General features: G+C 68.7%; 18 protein-coding genes. 10 read left to right on the top strand and 8 right to left on the bottom strand.

Features of this window, described 5'->3' with window-relative positions:
* Positions 1 to 11: 11 nt before the first annotated feature.
* From ACFO0C_RS25375 to ACFO0C_RS25395, 5 genes are all read left to right on the top strand, one after another.
* Entirely contained in the window at positions 12 to 317 is a 306-nt protein-coding gene (locus tag ACFO0C_RS25375) for a TM2 domain-containing protein (RefSeq protein ID WP_378069177.1), read from the top strand.
* Between the two features lie 9 nt (positions 318 to 326).
* Positions 327 to 608 carry a DUF6412 domain-containing protein gene (locus ACFO0C_RS25380; RefSeq protein ID WP_378069178.1) on the top strand — a complete coding sequence of 94 codons (282 nt, stop codon included), beginning with the start codon at positions 327 to 329 and terminating at the stop codon, positions 606 to 608.
* Between the two features lie 70 nt (positions 609 to 678).
* Positions 679 to 1,497: a membrane protein insertase YidC gene (yidC, locus tag ACFO0C_RS25385; protein ID WP_378069179.1), complete on the top strand. Its 819-nt coding sequence runs from the start codon at positions 679 to 681 to the stop codon at positions 1,495 to 1,497.
* A gap of 60 nt (positions 1,498 to 1,557) precedes the next feature.
* Positions 1,558 to 2,235, top strand: a complete 678-nt coding sequence (locus ACFO0C_RS25390) for a hypothetical protein (RefSeq protein ID WP_378069180.1) — start codon at positions 1,558 to 1,560, stop codon at positions 2,233 to 2,235.
* Positions 2,236 to 2,237: 2 nt separating this feature from the next.
* Entirely contained in the window at positions 2,238 to 2,735 is a 498-nt protein-coding gene (locus ACFO0C_RS25395; RefSeq protein ID WP_378069181.1) for a hypothetical protein, read from the top strand.
* Positions 2,736 to 2,753: 18 nt separating this feature from the next.
* On the opposite strand, the gene ACFO0C_RS25400 is transcribed toward ACFO0C_RS25395, so the two are convergent.
* Positions 2,754 to 3,332 (bottom strand): phosphotransferase family protein, encoded by a 579-nt coding sequence (locus ACFO0C_RS25400; RefSeq protein WP_378069182.1) that lies wholly within the window; start codon positions 3,330 to 3,332, stop codon positions 2,754 to 2,756.
* A 486-nt stretch (positions 3,333 to 3,818) separates the two neighbouring features.
* Here ACFO0C_RS25400 and ACFO0C_RS25405 point away from each other — a divergent pair, with 486 nt between their 5' ends.
* Positions 3,819 to 4,703 carry a DnaB-like helicase C-terminal domain-containing protein gene (locus tag ACFO0C_RS25405; RefSeq protein WP_378069183.1) on the top strand — a complete coding sequence of 295 codons (885 nt, stop codon included), beginning with the start codon at positions 3,819 to 3,821 and terminating at the stop codon, positions 4,701 to 4,703.
* 348 nt (positions 4,704 to 5,051) lie between these two features.
* Here the strand turns inward: ACFO0C_RS25405 and ACFO0C_RS25410 are convergent, their stop codons facing one another.
* The 3 genes from ACFO0C_RS25410 to ACFO0C_RS25420 all read right to left on the bottom strand — a co-directional run bounded on the left by ACFO0C_RS25410 (position 5,052) and on the right by ACFO0C_RS25420 (position 8,377).
* A complete protein-coding gene (locus tag ACFO0C_RS25410; protein ID WP_378069184.1) occupies positions 5,052 to 5,492 on the bottom strand; it encodes a hypothetical protein in 441 nt (146 codons plus the stop codon).
* A 440-nt stretch (positions 5,493 to 5,932) separates the two neighbouring features.
* Positions 5,933 to 7,153: a helix-turn-helix domain-containing protein gene (locus tag ACFO0C_RS25415; RefSeq protein ID WP_378069185.1), complete on the bottom strand. Its 1,221-nt coding sequence runs from the start codon at positions 7,151 to 7,153 to the stop codon at positions 5,933 to 5,935.
* Between the two features lie 78 nt (positions 7,154 to 7,231).
* On the bottom strand, positions 7,232 to 8,377 hold the full coding sequence (locus ACFO0C_RS25420; RefSeq protein WP_378069906.1) for a M50 family metallopeptidase: 1,146 nt from the start codon (positions 8,375 to 8,377) through the stop codon (positions 7,232 to 7,234).
* A 63-nt stretch (positions 8,378 to 8,440) separates the two neighbouring features.
* Between ACFO0C_RS25420 and ACFO0C_RS25425 the strand changes: the two genes are divergently transcribed.
* Entirely contained in the window at positions 8,441 to 8,992 is a 552-nt protein-coding gene (locus tag ACFO0C_RS25425; protein WP_378069186.1) for a hypothetical protein, read from the top strand.
* Between the two features lies 1 nt (position 8,993).
* A complete protein-coding gene (locus tag ACFO0C_RS25430; RefSeq protein ID WP_378069187.1) occupies positions 8,994 to 9,554 on the top strand; it encodes a suppressor of fused domain protein in 561 nt (186 codons plus the stop codon).
* On the opposite strand, the gene ACFO0C_RS25435 is transcribed toward ACFO0C_RS25430, so the two are convergent.
* Both ACFO0C_RS25435 and ACFO0C_RS25440 read right to left on the bottom strand, forming a co-directional pair.
* Entirely contained in the window at positions 9,529 to 10,368 is an 840-nt protein-coding gene (locus tag ACFO0C_RS25435; protein WP_378069188.1) for a phosphotransferase enzyme family protein, read from the bottom strand. The genes ACFO0C_RS25430 and ACFO0C_RS25435 overlap by 26 nt on opposite strands.
* Entirely contained in the window at positions 10,365 to 11,021 is a 657-nt protein-coding gene (locus tag ACFO0C_RS25440; protein ID WP_378069189.1) for a TetR/AcrR family transcriptional regulator, read from the bottom strand. Before ACFO0C_RS25440 ends, ACFO0C_RS25435 begins: the two co-directional genes overlap by 4 nt.
* 82 nt (positions 11,022 to 11,103) lie before the next feature.
* On the opposite strand from ACFO0C_RS25440, the gene ACFO0C_RS25445 reads away from it, so the two are divergent.
* Positions 11,104 to 12,531 (top strand): MFS transporter, encoded by a 1,428-nt coding sequence (locus tag ACFO0C_RS25445; protein ID WP_378069190.1) that lies wholly within the window; start codon positions 11,104 to 11,106, stop codon positions 12,529 to 12,531.
* A 142-nt stretch (positions 12,532 to 12,673) separates the two neighbouring features.
* Here ACFO0C_RS25445 and ACFO0C_RS25450 read toward each other — a convergent pair whose 3' ends face one another.
* On the bottom strand, positions 12,674 to 13,564 hold the full coding sequence (locus ACFO0C_RS25450; RefSeq protein WP_378069191.1) for a hypothetical protein: 891 nt from the start codon (positions 13,562 to 13,564) through the stop codon (positions 12,674 to 12,676).
* Positions 13,565 to 13,945: 381 nt separating this feature from the next.
* On the opposite strand from ACFO0C_RS25450, the gene ACFO0C_RS25455 reads away from it, so the two are divergent.
* The gene (locus tag ACFO0C_RS25455; RefSeq protein ID WP_378069192.1) at positions 13,946 to 15,157 is read left to right on the top strand and encodes an RNA-guided endonuclease InsQ/TnpB family protein; all 1,212 of its coding nucleotides are present in this window, start codon (positions 13,946 to 13,948) and stop codon (positions 15,155 to 15,157) included.
* Positions 15,158 to 15,284: 127 nt separating this feature from the next.
* On the opposite strand, the gene ACFO0C_RS25460 is transcribed toward ACFO0C_RS25455, so the two are convergent.
* The gene (locus ACFO0C_RS25460; RefSeq protein ID WP_378069193.1) at positions 15,285 to 16,151 is read right to left on the bottom strand and encodes a metallophosphoesterase family protein; all 867 of its coding nucleotides are present in this window, start codon (positions 16,149 to 16,151) and stop codon (positions 15,285 to 15,287) included.
* Between the last annotated feature and the right edge of the window lie 13 nt (positions 16,152 to 16,164).

Genomic DNA, 16,164 nt, shown 5'->3' on the forward strand with positions numbered 1-16,164 from the left:
ATCATCCGCCGATGACCGCAGCGCCACTGCCGGAGTGGGAGAGCCTCCGCATCCTCCGGGCCGAGCACGAGTTCGCCTCGGTCCGCAAGGAGACGCGGGTGGCGTACCTCCTCTGGGGGTTGACCGGTTTGATCGGCGGCCACCGCTTCTATCTCGGCGACACCGGGCGCTCGGTCGCGATGCTGTTCACCCTCGGTGGCCTCGGCGTGTGGACGCTGCTGGACGTATTCTTCGTGGGACGGCGCGTGCGGGCGGTCAACCGCCGGCGCCGGGCGACGATCATGGCGCGATACGGGATCCTCGACAGCGACTGTTAGGTTGTGCCGGTGAAATGGTGGGACGCGCTGTGGCGCCTGGTCAGCATGCTGGCCGAGGCCGCGGGCTCGTCCGACCTGGCCGGCGGCACCACCGCCCTGGTCAGCGTCGTCCTGATCGCCGTCCTGGCCCGGGTCCTGCTGGCCCGCCCCACCCGCACCCTCGACGGCCGGGCCGCCGGGGGAGCGCTGCGCAGCCGGTCCGAGCGCACCGGCGTGCCCCGCCATCGAGATCCCGACGCGTCCGGGCGCACCCGCCCCCGAGGTCCGACAGCGGTCCCCGCGGCCGCCTGACCTCGCTGCTGCCCGTGTCGGGTGGCCGCTGCCGACCATCCTGTCGCCAGCCGCCCCTGGGGGTTCCTTCATGTCCGCGATCTATCACCTCATCTCCGCCGTGCTCCTGTTCTGGCACTCGACCTGGGACGCCCTGCTCGGCGATCCGCACGGCCTGTCCACCGACTGGGCCTGGGTCCTCGGCATCGTCTTCCTGGTGCTGACCATCCGGGTCGCTCTGTTCCCGCTGTTCCTGCGCCAGGTCCGCTCGCAGCAGGCCCTGCAGAAACTCGGGCCGAAGTTCCGGGAGCTGCAGGCCAAACACAAGGACGACCGGCCGGCGCTGCAACGCGAGCTGACCGAGTTGTATCAGCGGGAGAAGGTCAGCCCGTTCGGCGCGTTCCTGCCGATGCTGATCCAGGTCCCGATCTTCATCGGCCTGCTGCACGTGCTGCGCCACCTCAACCCGGCCACCACCGACCTCGCCACCCGGACCCTCTACGGCTGGTCGGAGGCCCAGTTCCTGGACGCTTCGGGCGCGCACCTGTTCGGTGCGCCGATCGCCGCGTCCTTCCAGGCCGGCGGCACCGTGCAGATCGTCGCCGGTGTCCTGATCGTCCTCATGGTCACGACCACGTTCCTGACCAGCCGCATGTCGATCCTCAAGTCCGGCTGGTCGGACAACCCGCAGCAGCGCACCGTCCAGCGGGTCATGCTGTACGGCATCCCGCTGTCGCTGCTCGCCTCCGGCCTGGTCTTCCCGGTCGGCGTGATCCTCTACTGGACCACGCAGAACCTGTTCGCCCTCGGCCAGCAGATCTGGCTCAACCGCAAATATCCGGCCGCACCCGGATCCTCCGACCCGCAGTCCGGGGATCAAGCGGAACGCCCTGCCGAAAAAGGCAGCTGACCCATCGTGCGATCCGTCCGCGGGCGGTTTTGTCGGTGGCGGACGGTAGCCTTCCGCCTCGTGAACGCCTTACTCCGACGTTTCGTCGAACTCGTCGAACCTGACCTGTCGGTCGCCGGCTTCGTCCGCCGGGGCCCGGTCTTCAGGTACTTCGACTCCGCCGGTAACGGCATCGCTCTCGACATCCAGCGCACCACCGCGCTGAGGGGCGAGGCCGAGTTCTTCATCAACGTCGGGGTACTGCTCGCCCCGCACCTCCAGTACTACTTCGGCCAGGATGATCCGCGCCTCGACGTCATGCCGAGGCACGGTGTCTGGCACCACCGCCTGGTGGCCACCGACGACACCGCGGAGCTGCCCGACCACACGTTCTCGCTGTCCACCGAAGCCGACACGGAACGTGCTGCCACCATCGTGCGGACGTGGCTGGTGGCGAACCTGCCTCGCATGAAGAGCTGGCTGGGCGACTTCGACGCGATGCTCGCCGCTGTCGAACAGGACAGGGAACGATCCGTCCGGGCGCGGGCCGAGCAACTCGCCTCCGGCGAGTGGAAGGCCGGCCGCTGGCCGGATGGAACATGGCACGCCGGCATCATCCGCGTCTACGCGCACGCCGAGCGTGGCGACGTGGAAGCGGTCGCGGCCGAGACCGCGGGCTGGCCCGACAACGGCCCGGACTCGCTGGCCGCGGTCGCCCTGACAATCGCCAACGAGCGTCTCAACGAACGGCAGGGATGATCATGGGTTACTCCGGTTTCGTCGTCATCGCGCGCACCAGCGGCACCCGGCTCGATGAGCTGGCGTGCATCGAGGATCTGTTCGTAGCCGTAACCGACGACGTTCGCGCCGGTGGCTGGCGGATCGGGTTCCTCGGCCCCATCGACGACACCTCGCCCGACGCCCTGGCCGGCGAACTCGCGCTGGAGACGGCGGCGCCGGCCATCGCACTGTCGGTCTTCGACAGCGACTGCGCCTTCGCCACGGCGGTCGATCCCTCCGGCAGCGCCGTCGAGTTCTACCTCAACGAGGAGATCGTGCGGGATCTCGTCGACGACGAGGACGAATTCGAGCCACTCAACGATCAGGCTGTCGCCGGACTGCTGGCATGGGCCGGAAAGGCCGGCCTCGTCGCCAGCCCCGATCGACTCACCGTCGCACTCGAGGTCAGGCCGGGCCCGGGCGGCGACGGGGTCCTCGAATTCGTCGAGGCCCTCGGCATCACCGAGCTGCCCGACTAGCGTGGACGAGGATGAAACCTATGAGCGACCGCGAAGGGCGTCCTGCCGTCGGGCCCAGTCGGGGCGCTCGCCGTATGCGTCGAACAACTCGGGAAGTTGGTCGACGGCTTCAGGGTGGTGCATGCGGATGATCCATTCACACCAGCCGAGGTCTTTTACCGGGTCACCGGCGTGGGCCCATTCCCAGTCGATGACCGCGACGGTGGTGTGGGTGATCGGGTCGAAGAGCATGTTGTTCGGACCGTAGTCACCGTGCACGAGCACAACTCGCGCCGGGCCCGGCATGCCGCCGAGAACCGTTGCGGGCTCCAACATCTGAACCTGACGCAGCGTTTGCCCGCAGGACCGTAGAACGGGCCCGGCCAGGCCGATGGCGATCAGATCCTGGCCGTGGACTCCGGCAACGTGCCGCATACGCAGCGCACCAGCTGGCGCGTCGATCAGATGAGGAACCGGCACGACACTGTTGGCCAGACGCGACAACGCCAGCCGCTCGGTAGATCCGCGGCCAGGGGCGGACGGGCCCTGGTACCGCTTTACCACCGTTGCACCGTCGCTGCGGGTGTCATGGGTATAGCCATGTGGTAGCTGCCGCATACCGCCGATCGTCCCAGCGTCAGGCGCGACGCAATGCGCCAGCCCGACCCGCGCTGCCTCAGGGCAGGGACACTCACCTGCCTCCGGAAGAGAGTGGCGAGTGCGCGACTGCGGCAGATCAGTGCACGTGATCATGGGCTTGTAGAGCGCCTTTGGTGGGTGTTTGAGAGTGCTGTCATCCGGGCGTGCTGAAGGTCCGGCGGCTCTGGCGGGTGGCGGGTCGTCCTCGGTCGAGGCGGCGGACCATGGTATTGATCGCGGACGTGTGCCAAGACGACGGCCGGCTGGACCACATTTCAGCGGCGGAGGCTACCTCTGCTACGGTTTCAGGAACGGTGGCCTGCGCTGCCCGTTCTCCTGTCGTTGCTGTCCCACGTTCAGCGATGCGGCATCGAGGGATAAGGCGATAAATCGTCACGCAGACGTTCTCCGGCTTGTCCACTCTGCCGGTGGTTGCGTGGGATCCATCGGAGACTGGGACATACCGTGAGCAGGAATCCCCGCGCCGTGCGGCTCGCCAAGCAGATGGGCATCCCCTACGCTGAGGCGCTGCGCCAAATTCGCGACCCTGAATCGACTCTGATCCAGGCCGACGATTCTGATCACCTTCTCGACCTTTTCGGCCAGCGCCCGGGTTCAGGTCCGGTGGCTAGCGGGCTTGCTGGGTTCGACGAGCTCACCAGTGGTCTCGAGCAGGGCAATGTTGTGGTTTTCGCGGGGGTCTCGTCGTCGGGGCTCAGCACTGCGTTGTTCACCATCGCCTCGCATGTCGCGGTACAGCAGCAGGTCAGCGCCATGTGGGTCGAGGGGAAGTCTCCAGTCGGCCTGGTGGCCGAGCGGATGGTCTCTGGGCTGGCCCAAGTGAACCGGACTCGTTTCGCCGATCCTAGCCTTTCCGGCGACGAGGCTGGCCGGGTCCGCGCAGCCACGGCCCGGCTAAAACGCAGTCCGCTGTGGATCCGCGATGGCCTGCGAACCGTTGCGGCTGTCGAGCAGGCGCTTCGCGCGGCACCGCAAATGCCGCGGGTCTTGATCCTCGACGAGGTGCGGCACTTCGACCATGTGCGAGCTGGCATGTCGTCCGAAGAGCACCTGACCGAGCTTGGCGTACTTCTCAAGCATCTGGCGATGCGGCTCAAGATCACGATCTGCATGGCGCATCGTGTTGAGGTTCTGCCGGCGAGGGAGCCGATGTACGCCGAGGACTTGTTCCCATTCGCGGCGGTCTCGGACAAGCTGATCTTGCTGCGTACCGAGCGCGGACTTGACGGTCAGGCGCGGACGCAAATGCATCTGGAGAAGAGCCGGACCAGCCGGCTCGGGAAGTTCTCGGTTACGCCTCGGTTCGAGTTCGCGCGGTTCGAGTCCTAAAGCCACGCCGCCTGAGGCGTCGCCCTCTAACTCCTGATCTCGACGCAGTCCCAACGCTGCGCATACGTGCCGGAGTCTTGAGACGATCGCCGGAGCCGCCATCAGCGCTTCGGCATGAGAATGAGACCGTGTTTGCTGTAGTTCGCCGCGACGCAGGCGCGGGGTGCCCGCTGCCCGGCCAGGTTGCGGTGTTGCGGGAGAGGAATCGTCGTTCGGGCGAGAAAGGCGAATAGGCTGGCGGCCGAGAGTGCCCATCACCCCGGGGCGCGGTGGTGCCAACGGTCAGCCCGGCCGAACGTGCCGTCCTCGGCGCCGTTCAGGAACGCGTGTTACTCGGTTTCCCGAAGGTCAACGCCAGTCCTGACAGGTTCTTTGAGCCGCGGACCTCGGTCGCCAGCCGGGTCGGATCCGGGCCGGGAAGTCTCTCTGCTGGTAGGGCAACGCGCCGAGAACCCGAAGCACCCGAAGTGCTGCCGCGAACTCTGGTTGGCCGGCGGCATAGCTGAGCTCAAGCTCGACGCTCAGAACCGAGCCGTGGCCGGCCACATGCCACTCCCGGTGGGGCCCATACCCGTAGGGACCGGGGAACCCCGCTGTAATGGACAGGCTTCTGCCCGACCCGGCAGGTTCGAGCGTCGCCAGGTAGAGGTCGGGCGGATTCGGGTCGAACGGTTCAGTGCGCCAGCCCGGGATCAGCCTGGCCAGTAGCCGCGCGAACTGGTCGGGTGCGCTGCCCGCCACGAACGGATAGCCCGGCGACTCGACTGCCTCACGCAGGGCGAGACTCACGCGGACACCACGCTTCCTGGGGAGAGTTCGTAGATGGCCCGGGCGCTCTCACCGTCATCGACGGGGGCCAAGGCCAAGCGGCCGCGGTCGACCTGCCGCAAATATCCGGGCCGATCCCGTGTCGATCCATACCTCTACCCGGCCGACGGCCGGGAGCGCTCGCGGCCCTTCGACCAGGATCGACCGGCTCATGCGGCCCGCTCCGCCTGGTCGAGGATGCGCCGGACCGCTGCACTGTGTTCAGCAGCCTCCGCGCGTTCTGACGCCTGCCAGGCACGGGCTTGACGAAGCCGCCGGCGCCATCTCACGCGTCGCACGATCTCGCTGAACATGCTCGCCTCCGATCGGGTCGGAGGCGGCGGGCGCATCACGGGACGCCCGCCGCCTCTGACCCGGAAGTTACGGCGGCCGCAATACAGCGAGGGGGAGAGTTCGTCCCCCTACCCCACGTATCCCCTGTCCCCGTCAAGGCCGATCACCAGGGCCAGCTCCCGGGCGTCCTCGCCCACGACGCCCGGCCGGGTCACCAGTTCAGCGACCGCGGCCCGCGCGACCGGATGATGTTTCGTCGTGTCGTGGGACTCCCGCAGCGCCTTGCTGAGATGCCACAACACGCCGACGTCGTCCTGCTGGGCACGGCGCTGGCGGGCCTGCTCGATCAGGAAGAACGCCCGTCGGGTGTGTGACGGCAGCCCCGCCAGGGTCACCTTCCGGGCCGCCGCCTCAGCCTCACCGAACCTGGCCAGATCCGTCTCGATCGTCACCCGGTAGATGTCGACGGCGGCGGTGCCGTACATCAACCACGGATGGTGGTAGCCCTCACCCAGACTGCGGGCCACACCGGAGGTGATGTCCCAGTGATGCCAGGCCTTCCCGCTCCGGCCGGCCTTGGCGTGGGCCAGTGACAGGCCGAGGTGCAGCTGCCCCCACACGGCGTGCGTGTCGGGCTCGGCATTGTCGTCGCGCGGGAGGAGATCGAGGGCATCGGTGAGGACGTCGACGGCGAGGTCGGTCTGGCCTGACGACCGGTAGAGGTGGGCGTAGTACCAGGCGGCGATCGCAAGGGCGACCGGGTCGTCGGCCTCCTGCGCTGCGGTGAACGCCCGGTCGGCGGACAGCCAGGAGAGTTGTTCGGACGGCTGGTAGGCGTTGAGGAGTTGCACCAGGTGATACGTGCGGGCCAGCTCGACCCTGGCGCGGCGCTGCTCGGCGCCGGACTGCCCGGCGACGGTGGCGCGGGCGTCAGCGACCAGCTCGGGGAGCACACCGGCAATCGCGGTCCGCTCGTTCGCGGATCCGTGCCAGACCCGCCACGCCATGTCGACCCGGCCGACCAATTCGGCTACCGGTAGCGGCGGCCGGGCCTGCGTGGTCGGTCGCAACAGGGCCGAGGCGACCGCCTCGGTGCCGGACACCGGTGCCTTGCCGGCACCGGCGACTGGAAGGGCGTGGCTGCCGGTGAGCTCGGACAGGTCACGCAGGTCCAAGGCCTCGGCGAGGGCGACCATCATCTGCAGCCGGGGCGGGAGTAGGCGGCCACTCTCCAGGGCTTTCACCCAGTCCGGAGATCGGCCGACGAGACCGGCGAGGACGGGCCTGCTTTTGCCGGCGCGTTCGCGGAGGGCGCGGAGTCGGGTGCCGAAGGTCAGGTCGTCGGTCATGGGTTCCTCCCAGCCATCACTCCCCACGGTAGAGGGTTGCGCGTGGCCGAGACCAGGCGTTCACGCTGGCGACCCTGGTCAGGACAGCCGTATCGGGTTCACCACGTCGGCGGTGATGGTCAGCAGCATGACCGCGCCGCCGATCAGGACCAGCGCCATCGTGACCGGGTACAGCCGGGTGAAATCGATCGGCCCGGCCGCCGGCAGGCGGCGCAGCCGCCGCAGGCCGTCGCGGATCCGCTCGAACCAGATGACCATGATGTGACCGCCGTCCAACGGCAGCAGCGGCAGCAGGTTGAACACGGCCATGAACAGGTTCAGGCTGGCCAGCAGCATCAGGAAGATCTCCCACAGGCCGCGCTCGACCGCCTCACCGCCGAGCCGGCTCGCCCCGACCATGCTGATCGGCGTGTCGGCACCGCGCTCGGCGCCACCGATCGCCGCCACCACCGCGGGCAGACGCTGCGGAAAAGCCAGGAGCTGATCGACGGTACGGCCGACCAGGTCACCCGTGAACGCCAGCGTCGCCCCGGCCGCCTCCACCGGACCGTAGGTCAGATAGGCGGCCGGTGCCTGCGCGGTCGCCCCGATCATCCCGACCTCGGCACCGTCGCGCGTCACCCGCGCCACGTCCACAGTCAGGATCAGTGTCGCCCCGCCACGCAGCACGGTGACCGCCGTCGGCCCACTCGCGGCCTGCACCGCGGTGAGCACGTCGGACCAGAGCGGCGTGGCCGTGCCGCCGACCGCGGTGATCCGGTCGCCGGGCAGCACGCCCGCGTCGGCCGCCGGGCACGTCGACGGGCACGTGGTGGACGCGACGACCGGCTCGGCGACCGGGTTCATGTTGGGCAGGCCGGTGCTGACCGCCATGCCGTAGAGGATCGCCATCGCCAGCAGCACGTGTGTCACCGCGCCGGACGCCATCACCACGGTCCGCTTCCACGCCGGGTAGCGCCACATCGCCCGCGGCCGCTCCTCCGGCGTCAGCTCGTCGAGCGTGGTCATGCCCGCGATGTCACAGAAACCGCCGATCGGCAGGGCCTTCAAACCGTATTCGGTCTCACCGCGCCGGAACGAGAACACGGTCGGGCCACGACCCACGAAGTAGCGCCGCACCCGCATCCCGAAGGCCCGCGCCGTCAGCAGATGACCCGCCTCGTGCAGCGCGAGAGACAGACACAACCCGGCCACGAACAGCGTGACCCCGATGACGTATGCCAGCACGCGGCGATCGTACGCCGGAATGGCCGCGTAGGATCGCCCCGCCGGAGCGAAGGGATGATCATGGGGGCCTCGCAGTGGAACCGCAAGGTTCCCTATCAGCCGGACGTGGATGCCGCCTTGCGGCAGGCCAGGCGCGAGGCGTACGCGGACGGCGACTACTACCGGCGCGAGGCGGACCCGCGCGCCCGGCAGATGAGCGAGGAGGAGTACGTCGCCGCCGAGATGGCCGAGGAGCGCGCGCATCTGGTCGCCGAGTTCGGTGAGGAGGACGCCGGGGAGCCCGACGACACCTTCTCCCGCGACTTCTGGCGGGCCGCCCAGATCGACGTGATCGACCCGGACTCACTGCTGGACTCCCAGCCGTACTCGGGAACGCATTCGATCATCGACATGACCGGCGTCGCCGGAAGTCCCGAGGGCGGCAAGGTGGCGCCGCTGCCGGCCGCCGACCTCGACAAGTGGTTCGGCACCGACCGGCCGGACGCGGCCGCCGTGGAGCGTGCCCTCGACGACGGTCTCGACGGTTTCGAGCGCTGGCACGGGGCATACGTGATCGCCTATGAGGGTGACCGGCCCGCGTGGATCTACTTTTTCGGCTGGAGCGGAGACTGACATGCCTGCACCCGCGATTCTCCGCGACGTGTTCCTCACCTACCGTGACCGTGACGGTGAGGAGGACGAGGGTTTCCTCTTCGAGGACCCACGCGGGCCGCTGACGCGGCTCGACGTGTTCGTCTACCGGTCGATGGACCTGACCACGTTCGCGACGATCGGCATGGCCGCCCAGCCGATGCCGTCGGCGCCCGGTCCGGGCGGGGGAGGCCGTGCCGAGTTGCGCCTGGCCCGCCGTGGGCGGCTCGCCAGGGCCGAGGAGCACGCCATCGCGGTACGGCTGGCCAACCTCGCCGTACACCCGTTCCTCACCGGCGAACAGCTCAACTGGGGTCACATGATCGGGCTCGGCGAGGAGTTCCCGGCGTTCCCCGGCCGCCGCTCGGTGTTCCTGTCCGGGCCGCTCAGCCCGGAGGCGCTCGACTACGTGCGCACCGGCGAGGGCGCCGTCCGCATCCTCAACGTCGTCCCGATCACCGATCTCGAGCGCGAGCGCGGCCGCCTCATGTCGCCGCTCTCCTTCGCCGAGTCCCTGCTCACCCAGCGTGACCTGTGGTCCTGATCCGCTGGATGTGGGTGATCTGCCAGCTCAGGTCGAGCGGCGCCCCGGTCCGGTGGTGGGCGGCCAGTTCCCGTTCGAGGCCGAGGAACATCCACGCCCGGTAGGCCGGCACGATCAGCTGCCGCTCCAGCTCCGACAGCGGGCGGACCTCCTGGTAGCCGCGGATCACCTCGTCCTGGTAGCCGCGCCACGACAATGCGAAATCGGCTACCCGGTACGTGTGATGGGTGCACTCGAAGTCGATGACACCGGTCAGCCGGTCGTCCTCGTACAGCAGATTCCAGGATGTGAAGTCGCCGTGGATGACACCGCACGGCACGTCGACGCCGGGATGCTCGCCGAACCAGGCCATCACTTCGTCCCGGCAGCGCCGCAGGATGCCGCCCTCCTCGGGTCTCACCGCCTCGTGCACCCGGAGCCAGTGCTCCAGCTCCGGATCGCCGACCACCTCGGCCGGCATCGCGAACCCGCCCCGCTGCCCGGCGATCCCGGTCGCCGCCTCGTGGAACTCGGCGAGCAACCGCCCCCGCGACCGCCGTTCCTCCTCCGACGCCTGCCGCGGCACACCGGGCAGCCGATTGAAGAGGATCCAGGCCCCTCCCGGTACGGCCAGAGGCTCCTCGATCGGCTCGGGCACCGGCCAGCCGCGCTCCCGCAGCGTCGCGGCCACCCGTAACGGGTACGCCCAGTCGTCGGTGAAGTACTTGAGGATCACCGGCGTGCCGTCCCGCTCGGCGGCCCACGTGCCGTTCGCCCGCTGGGTCAGCGCCCGGCAGTTCTCCAGCCGCCAGCGCGCGACGACCTCCGCTGTCACCGGCCCGCGCTGATCCCGGCCAGGATCAGGTCGATCCCCGCCATGAACTGCTCGCGGTCGTCGTGGTCGCCCATCTGCCGGGCCACCCGGTGCAGGAACGGGAACGTCGCCGGATCCAGGCTCGTCCACACGGCCGCCTCCGCACCCAGCAGGTCGGCGCGGCTCGTACCCGGCTCGTGCACCCGGGCGTTCGCGGCGTTCTGCCCGGCGCTGCCGAGAATGTAGTTGAGCAGCGCGGACGCCGCGTAGAACTGCTCGCCGGCGGGCACGCCGAGCGCCTCCACCTGCTGCCCGATCCGCTCGAAGATCTGCAATGTGCCCGCCTGGGACGCGAGCCGGGACAGTTGACCGCCGACCCACGGGTGCTCGTCGATCGCATCGAACAGCCCGAGCGCGATCGCCCGGATCTGACCTCGCGGTGAGGTGTCAGCTTCGTCACTGCGCAGCGCCTCGGCGAGGATCGCGTCGGTGGCCGCCGAGAGCAGTTCGCTCTTGTTCGCCACGTGCCAGTAGATCGCTCCCGCCCCGGTCTTCAGCCTGGTGCTGAGCGCGCGGAAGGTCAGCGCGCCGTCGCCGCCCTCGTCAAGCATCGCGATCGCGGCGTCGACGATCCGTTCCCGTGAGAGGCCGTCCTGCCCGGTCCTGGTTGCCATGCGCCCATCTTGACATGTCTGGAACGACGTTCCAAGCTAGGTCTGGAACGACGTTCCAGTGATATCGAAGAAAGGTCCCCCTATGAGTGCAATCACCCTGGAGGAGAAGACCGGCGCCGGATCCCTGCGCGCCGTCTGGCCGGCCATCCTCGGCCTGTCCGTCGTCTTCCTCGTCGAAATGCTCGACAACTCCGTCCTCAACGTCGCCCTGCCGACCATCGCCCGCGAACTCGGCGCCTCCGCCACCGACCTGCAATGGATCACCTCCGGCTACTCGCTGCTGTTCGGCGGCCTGATGATGGCCTTCGGCGCGATCGCCGACCGGTTCGGCACCCGCCGGATGATGCTGATCGGCCTCACCCTGTTCGCCCTGGCCAACCTGGCCGTCCTGTTCGTGCACACGCCCGGCCAGCTGATCGCCGTCCGCGCCGCCATCGGCATCACCGCCGCCATGACCGCCCCCGGCACCATGGCGCTCTGCTTCCGACTCTTCGACGCCGAGAACCTGCTGATGCGAGCCACCTCACTGATCACCACCGTCGGGCTCGTCGGCCTGGCCGTCGGGCCGACCGTCGGCGGCCTCGTCCTCCAGGTCCTGCCGTGGCAGACCCTGCTCGTCATGAACGTGCCGATCGCCCTGCTCGCCATCCACTGCATCCGCACCGGCATCCCCGCCGACGACCCCGCCCAGCGCAACACCACCCCACTCGACCTGCCCGGCGCTTTCCTCGGCACCGTCACCATCGTCCTGGCCCTGTGGACCGCCACCCTTGCCGTCGAGCAGGGCTGGGGACACGTCACCCCCTGGCTGGCCGGCCTCGGAGCCGTCGTCACCGCCGTCGTGTTCGTGGTTCACGAACGCCGTACCGCCCACCCGCTCTTCGATTTCGCCCTGATCAAGCGGCCCGCGGTGTCCGCCAGCCTCGCCTACGAGGCGGCCGTCGGCCTCGGCATGGCCGCCCTCGCCTTCAGCGTCTCCCTCCAGCTGCAGCTCGTGTGGGGCTGGAGCCCGGCCCAGGCCGCCCTCGGCAACCTCCCGCAGATCATCGTCATGCTCGCCATCGGCCCGTTCGTCGAAAAGATCGTCACCAGACTCGGCACCCAGCGCGCCGCCCGCATCGGCGCCGCCGCCGTCATCACCGGCCTGCTCGTGTACGCCCTGCTCGGCCGCTACGACTACGCGTGGATCGCGGTCGCGCTCGCCCTCACCGCCGGCGGCATGCGCATCGTCGCCACCATCGCCGGCGTCACCGTGATGCGCGGCCTCCCCGAGGACCAGACCTCCACCGGCGCCGCCCTCAGCGACACCAGCCAGGAAGTCGCCAGCAGCATCGGCATGGCCGTCACCGGCACCATCGTCGCGGCCGCCCTCACCGGCTCCCTCGCCGACATCACCAGCGGTACGGCCAGCGCGCACGCCTTCGAGAACGCCGTCACCACGGCCACCCTGGCCCTGACCGCCGTCTGCGCGGCCCTGGTCACGTGGGCCGCCCGCCGTGCCCGCACCTGACCACCCGCCACACCACACTCCCGGCGACGGCCGGCGCCGCGGGGGCGCCGCCCGTCGCCCATCGGTTTCCGGTATCGGCCGACGGAGCCTGTCTGTCGTGGAAATCGCTCGGCGCCGGAGAGGGCTTCCGTGAGCGGGCCCTTCACGCAAGCGCTTCCGGAGCACGCCGTCGCCACCAAGCGTTGAAAAGAGTGCTGACCTGTTCCTTGACCTCCTCGGAGACCAGGTTCAGCGCGTCTCCCATCAGCGGCTCGGCGGTGTATTGGTAGACCTGTGGGTGCCGTTCCACGGATGGGCAGGCGAAGAGGGCCAGCATCCGCAAGGCTCGAAGCGTGTCGTCTCCCAAGAGGGGAAAATGCGCCTCCACCAGCCTGGCCAGCGCCGACCAGACTCTGTCGATCACGATGTCCACGACGATTTCGGCGAGCTTTCCAGGCAGGCCGGACAAGTGGTCGACCAGGAAGTCCTTGACGAACTCTTTGGCCTTGTCGGTGACGATCTGGACGGCGGTGTCGATCTTTTCGATCCAGCGGATCAGCGCCACCAGCAGCCCGCACCACGTGTGGTCGGCCAGACGTCTCTTCACGTCGAGTGCGGTCTGCTGGTTCTTGATCTGCCTGTCGATATCTGCGTCGATCTCCTTCCACGGTTCGGCCATGAGTTTGTCGCCCAGGGTGGAAAGGCGCCGGAGATCCGACGAGGACAGTGCGGGATCAGAAAGATCTCCGGTCTGCGCTTGGGGTTCAGCAGGTGGCGTCTTGGGGTCGGTATCCCACAGGTGTTCCGTGATGTCCAGGCGTGCGAGGTCGACCAGCGCCTGACGGTTCCGGGCGTTGAAGTTCAGTTCGTCGGTCCGTTGGTTTCTTTCGATCCTGGCTTCGATCCGCCGGCGTCGATCGTCCCGCGCCGATGGCACGTCTCGGGCGAGTCTGGTCCAGCCTTGCCAGCCGTGAAGCGCACCGCCGCAGCCGGAGCAGACGCAGCCGGGATTCTGGGCGTTGGCGCAATTGTCCCTGTGTGTGTTTCGTGCCATTCGGCACCACCATCCCACCAAGCATAGCTTTCGGTGAATGTATGGCTACTCTAAGTGATGTCGGGGGTGCATCGTAGACACACCTGCCGTGGCTGATCACAAAACTTCCGTCATTCCGGTCGTCGAACGGAGAGGTTGGCTGCTCGTGGCCTTTGCCGATACACGCCTCACGTGACTTTGTCGGATTGCCGATAGGCTGGCGGAGCGAAATCGACTTCGTCATCAGATTCCTCCGTGGATACTCCGGCCTTCAGGCCGGAGAGGAAACGGACCCCTGCGGAGCAGGTCAGGGATAGCCGATTCGCAGTCAAGGCGAACTCGGCGTCTGCCCGCAGACCGGCCGCAAGATCGGTCACAAACAAGTGTTCTAACATGTGAGGCATGTCCAAGCGCCTCGTGAAGCGGGCTTTCAAGTTCCGCTTCCACCCGACTCCGGAGCAGGCCGACCTGCTGAACCGGACGTTCGGGTGCGTGCGCAAGGTCTACAACCTGGCGTTGCAGGCCCGGATCGAGGGCTGGTATCAGCGGCAGGAGCGGGTCAACTACAACGCCACGTCGGCGCTGTTGACCGCGTGGAAGAAGTCCGAGGAGCTGGCCTTCCTGAACGAGGTCTCCTCGGTCCCGCTCCAGCAGTGCCTGCGACACCTCCAGAGCGCGTTCACCGCGTTCTGGGAGAAGCGGGCCAGGTACCCGCGTTTCAAGTCCAAGCGCAAGTCCCGGGCGTCGGCCGAGTTCACCCCGTCCGCCTTCCGGTGGAAGAACGGCGAGCTGACCCTGGCGAAGATGACCAGCCCGCTGGACATCGTCTGGTCCCGGTCGCTGCCCGAGGGGCAGTCGCCGTCCACCGTGTCGGTGTCCCGGGACTCGGCGGACCGTTGGTTCGTGTCCCTGCTCTGCGAGGACACGATCGAGACGGCCCCGGCGACCACGGCGGCGGTCGGAATCGACGCCGGGCTCGACCACCTGGTGACGCTGTCGACCGGGGAGAAGATCGCCAACCCCCGCCACGAACGCGCCGACCGCGTTCGGCTGGCCCGCGCGCAGCGCGAGTTGGCCCGCAAGGACAAGGGCTCCAAGAACCGGGCGAAGGCCCGGTTGAAGGTGGCCCGGGTCCACGCCCGCATCACCGACCGTCGCCGTGACACCCTGCACAAACTGACCACTCGGCTCGTGCGTGAGAACCAAACGCTCGTGATCGAGGACCTGGCCGTGCGCAACATGGTCAAGAACCACACGCTGGCCCGCGCCATCAGCGACGCGGCCTGGCACGACTTCCGCTCCATGCTGACCTACAAGGCCGACTGGTACGGCCGGGACCTGGTCGTGATCGACCGCTGGTACCCGTCGTCCAAGGTCTGCTCGGCGTGTGGGGCCATCGCTGACAAGATGCCGCTGAACGTACGCAAGTGGACCTGTCCCTGTGGGGCCGTCCACGACCGTGACGTCAATGCGGCGCGCAACATTCTGGCCGCCGGGCTGGCGGTGTCTGCCTGTGGAGCTGGCGTAAGACCTCAACGGGGGAATCTCCGTTCGGGGCGGCGGGCTGTGAAGCAGGAAACCCGGCGGGCGACCGCCGGAATCCCCGTCCTTTAGGGCGGGGAGAGGTCAAGGGCCAGTCAGCGGCAGGCAGGGGCGGCACGGAGCGCCGTCCCGGACAGCAGCGGCAGCTGTCGAGCACCCGACTCCGCGGGCAGAAGACGGGTACATCGGCCGCCGTCAGCTACTCCTCGGCGGTGACGTCCTGCCCGGTCCGGGTGTCGGCCAGGTAGACCTGCTCGCCCGCTCGTGGGTCGCGGGCGTGCAGGGTATGGAACACCGGTGAGAACGGGCCGCCCAGCTCGACGACCGTCGCCCCCGCGCCGAGGACCCCACGGACCAGGTGCGGCGGGGCTGTCAGATCGATCCGGGTCACCACGCCCGGGGTAACCCACACCGGGATCCCGCCCAGGAACCCCGACAACTGCGCGTGGTAGTGACCGCACAGCACCGCCCGGACGTCACTTCCGGCCAGCACCTCGGCCAGCCGCTCCCCATTGCGGAGGTTGACCTGCTCCATCGACGGCGACGCGGCGGTCACGATCGGCGGATGGTGCAGGGCCACGACCGAACCCGCGGGCGCCGGCCGTGACAGCATGTCACCGAGCCAGGCCAGTTGCTCCTCACCGACGACCCCGTGCGTCGAACCGGGTACCAGACTGTCCAACGTGATGATCCGCAGGCCGGACACCTCACTGACCGCCGCCCGATCCGGGCCGGACGTGCCGAGATCCGCACCGTCCGGCCCGAGGTGGGCACTGCCGAACACCTTGGCGAACGGCTCCCGGGCATCATGGTTGCCGGTCGTGTAGATGTGCGGGATCCCGCGTTCCCGGGCGAACCCGCCGACCCGCCGCAACACGGCGGCACACCCGTCGGCCGAGCCGTCGTCGGCGATGTCCCCGGTGACCAGGACGACGTCGATGTCGGGGACGAACCGCGCGTCGTGCAGGATCCGGTCCAGCGAGGCGGCCGCGTCGACGCCGTCCTCGTCGAGGCCGGACCCGGTCAGATGCGGATCGGACAGATGCAGAATGCGATGCTCGGACACGGGCAGCTCCTCA

The organism is Actinoplanes subglobosus (assembly GCF_042650585.1).
Classification (GTDB): Bacteria; Actinomycetota; Actinomycetes; order Mycobacteriales; family Micromonosporaceae; genus Actinoplanes; species Actinoplanes subglobosus.

Excerpts from the sequence above, each read along its gene's own strand:
- ACFO0C_RS25375 (WP_378069177.1), top strand. The coding sequence starts at position 12 with ATGACCGCAGCGCCACTGCCGGAGTGGGAGAGCCTCCGCATCCTCCGG.
- yidC (WP_378069179.1), top strand. The coding sequence starts at position 679 with ATGTCCGCGATCTATCACCTCATCTCCGCCGTGCTCCTGTTCTGGCAC.
- ACFO0C_RS25395 (WP_378069181.1), top strand. The coding sequence starts at position 2,238 with ATGGGTTACTCCGGTTTCGTCGTCATCGCGCGCACCAGCGGCACCCGG.
- ACFO0C_RS25400 (WP_378069182.1), bottom strand. The coding sequence starts at position 3,332 with ATGCGGCAGCTACCACATGGCTATACCCATGACACCCGCAGCGACGGT.
- ACFO0C_RS25415 (WP_378069185.1), bottom strand. The coding sequence starts at position 7,153 with ATGACCGACGACCTGACCTTCGGCACCCGACTCCGCGCCCTCCGCGAA.
- ACFO0C_RS25425 (WP_378069186.1), top strand. The coding sequence starts at position 8,441 with ATGGGGGCCTCGCAGTGGAACCGCAAGGTTCCCTATCAGCCGGACGTG.
- ACFO0C_RS25430 (WP_378069187.1), top strand. The coding sequence starts at position 8,994 with ATGCCTGCACCCGCGATTCTCCGCGACGTGTTCCTCACCTACCGTGAC.
- ACFO0C_RS25440 (WP_378069189.1), bottom strand. The coding sequence starts at position 11,021 with ATGGCAACCAGGACCGGGCAGGACGGCCTCTCACGGGAACGGATCGTC.
- ACFO0C_RS25445 (WP_378069190.1), top strand. The coding sequence starts at position 11,104 with ATGAGTGCAATCACCCTGGAGGAGAAGACCGGCGCCGGATCCCTGCGC.
- ACFO0C_RS25450 (WP_378069191.1), bottom strand. The coding sequence starts at position 13,564 with ATGGCACGAAACACACACAGGGACAATTGCGCCAACGCCCAGAATCCC.
- ACFO0C_RS25455 (WP_378069192.1), top strand. The coding sequence starts at position 13,946 with ATGTCCAAGCGCCTCGTGAAGCGGGCTTTCAAGTTCCGCTTCCACCCG.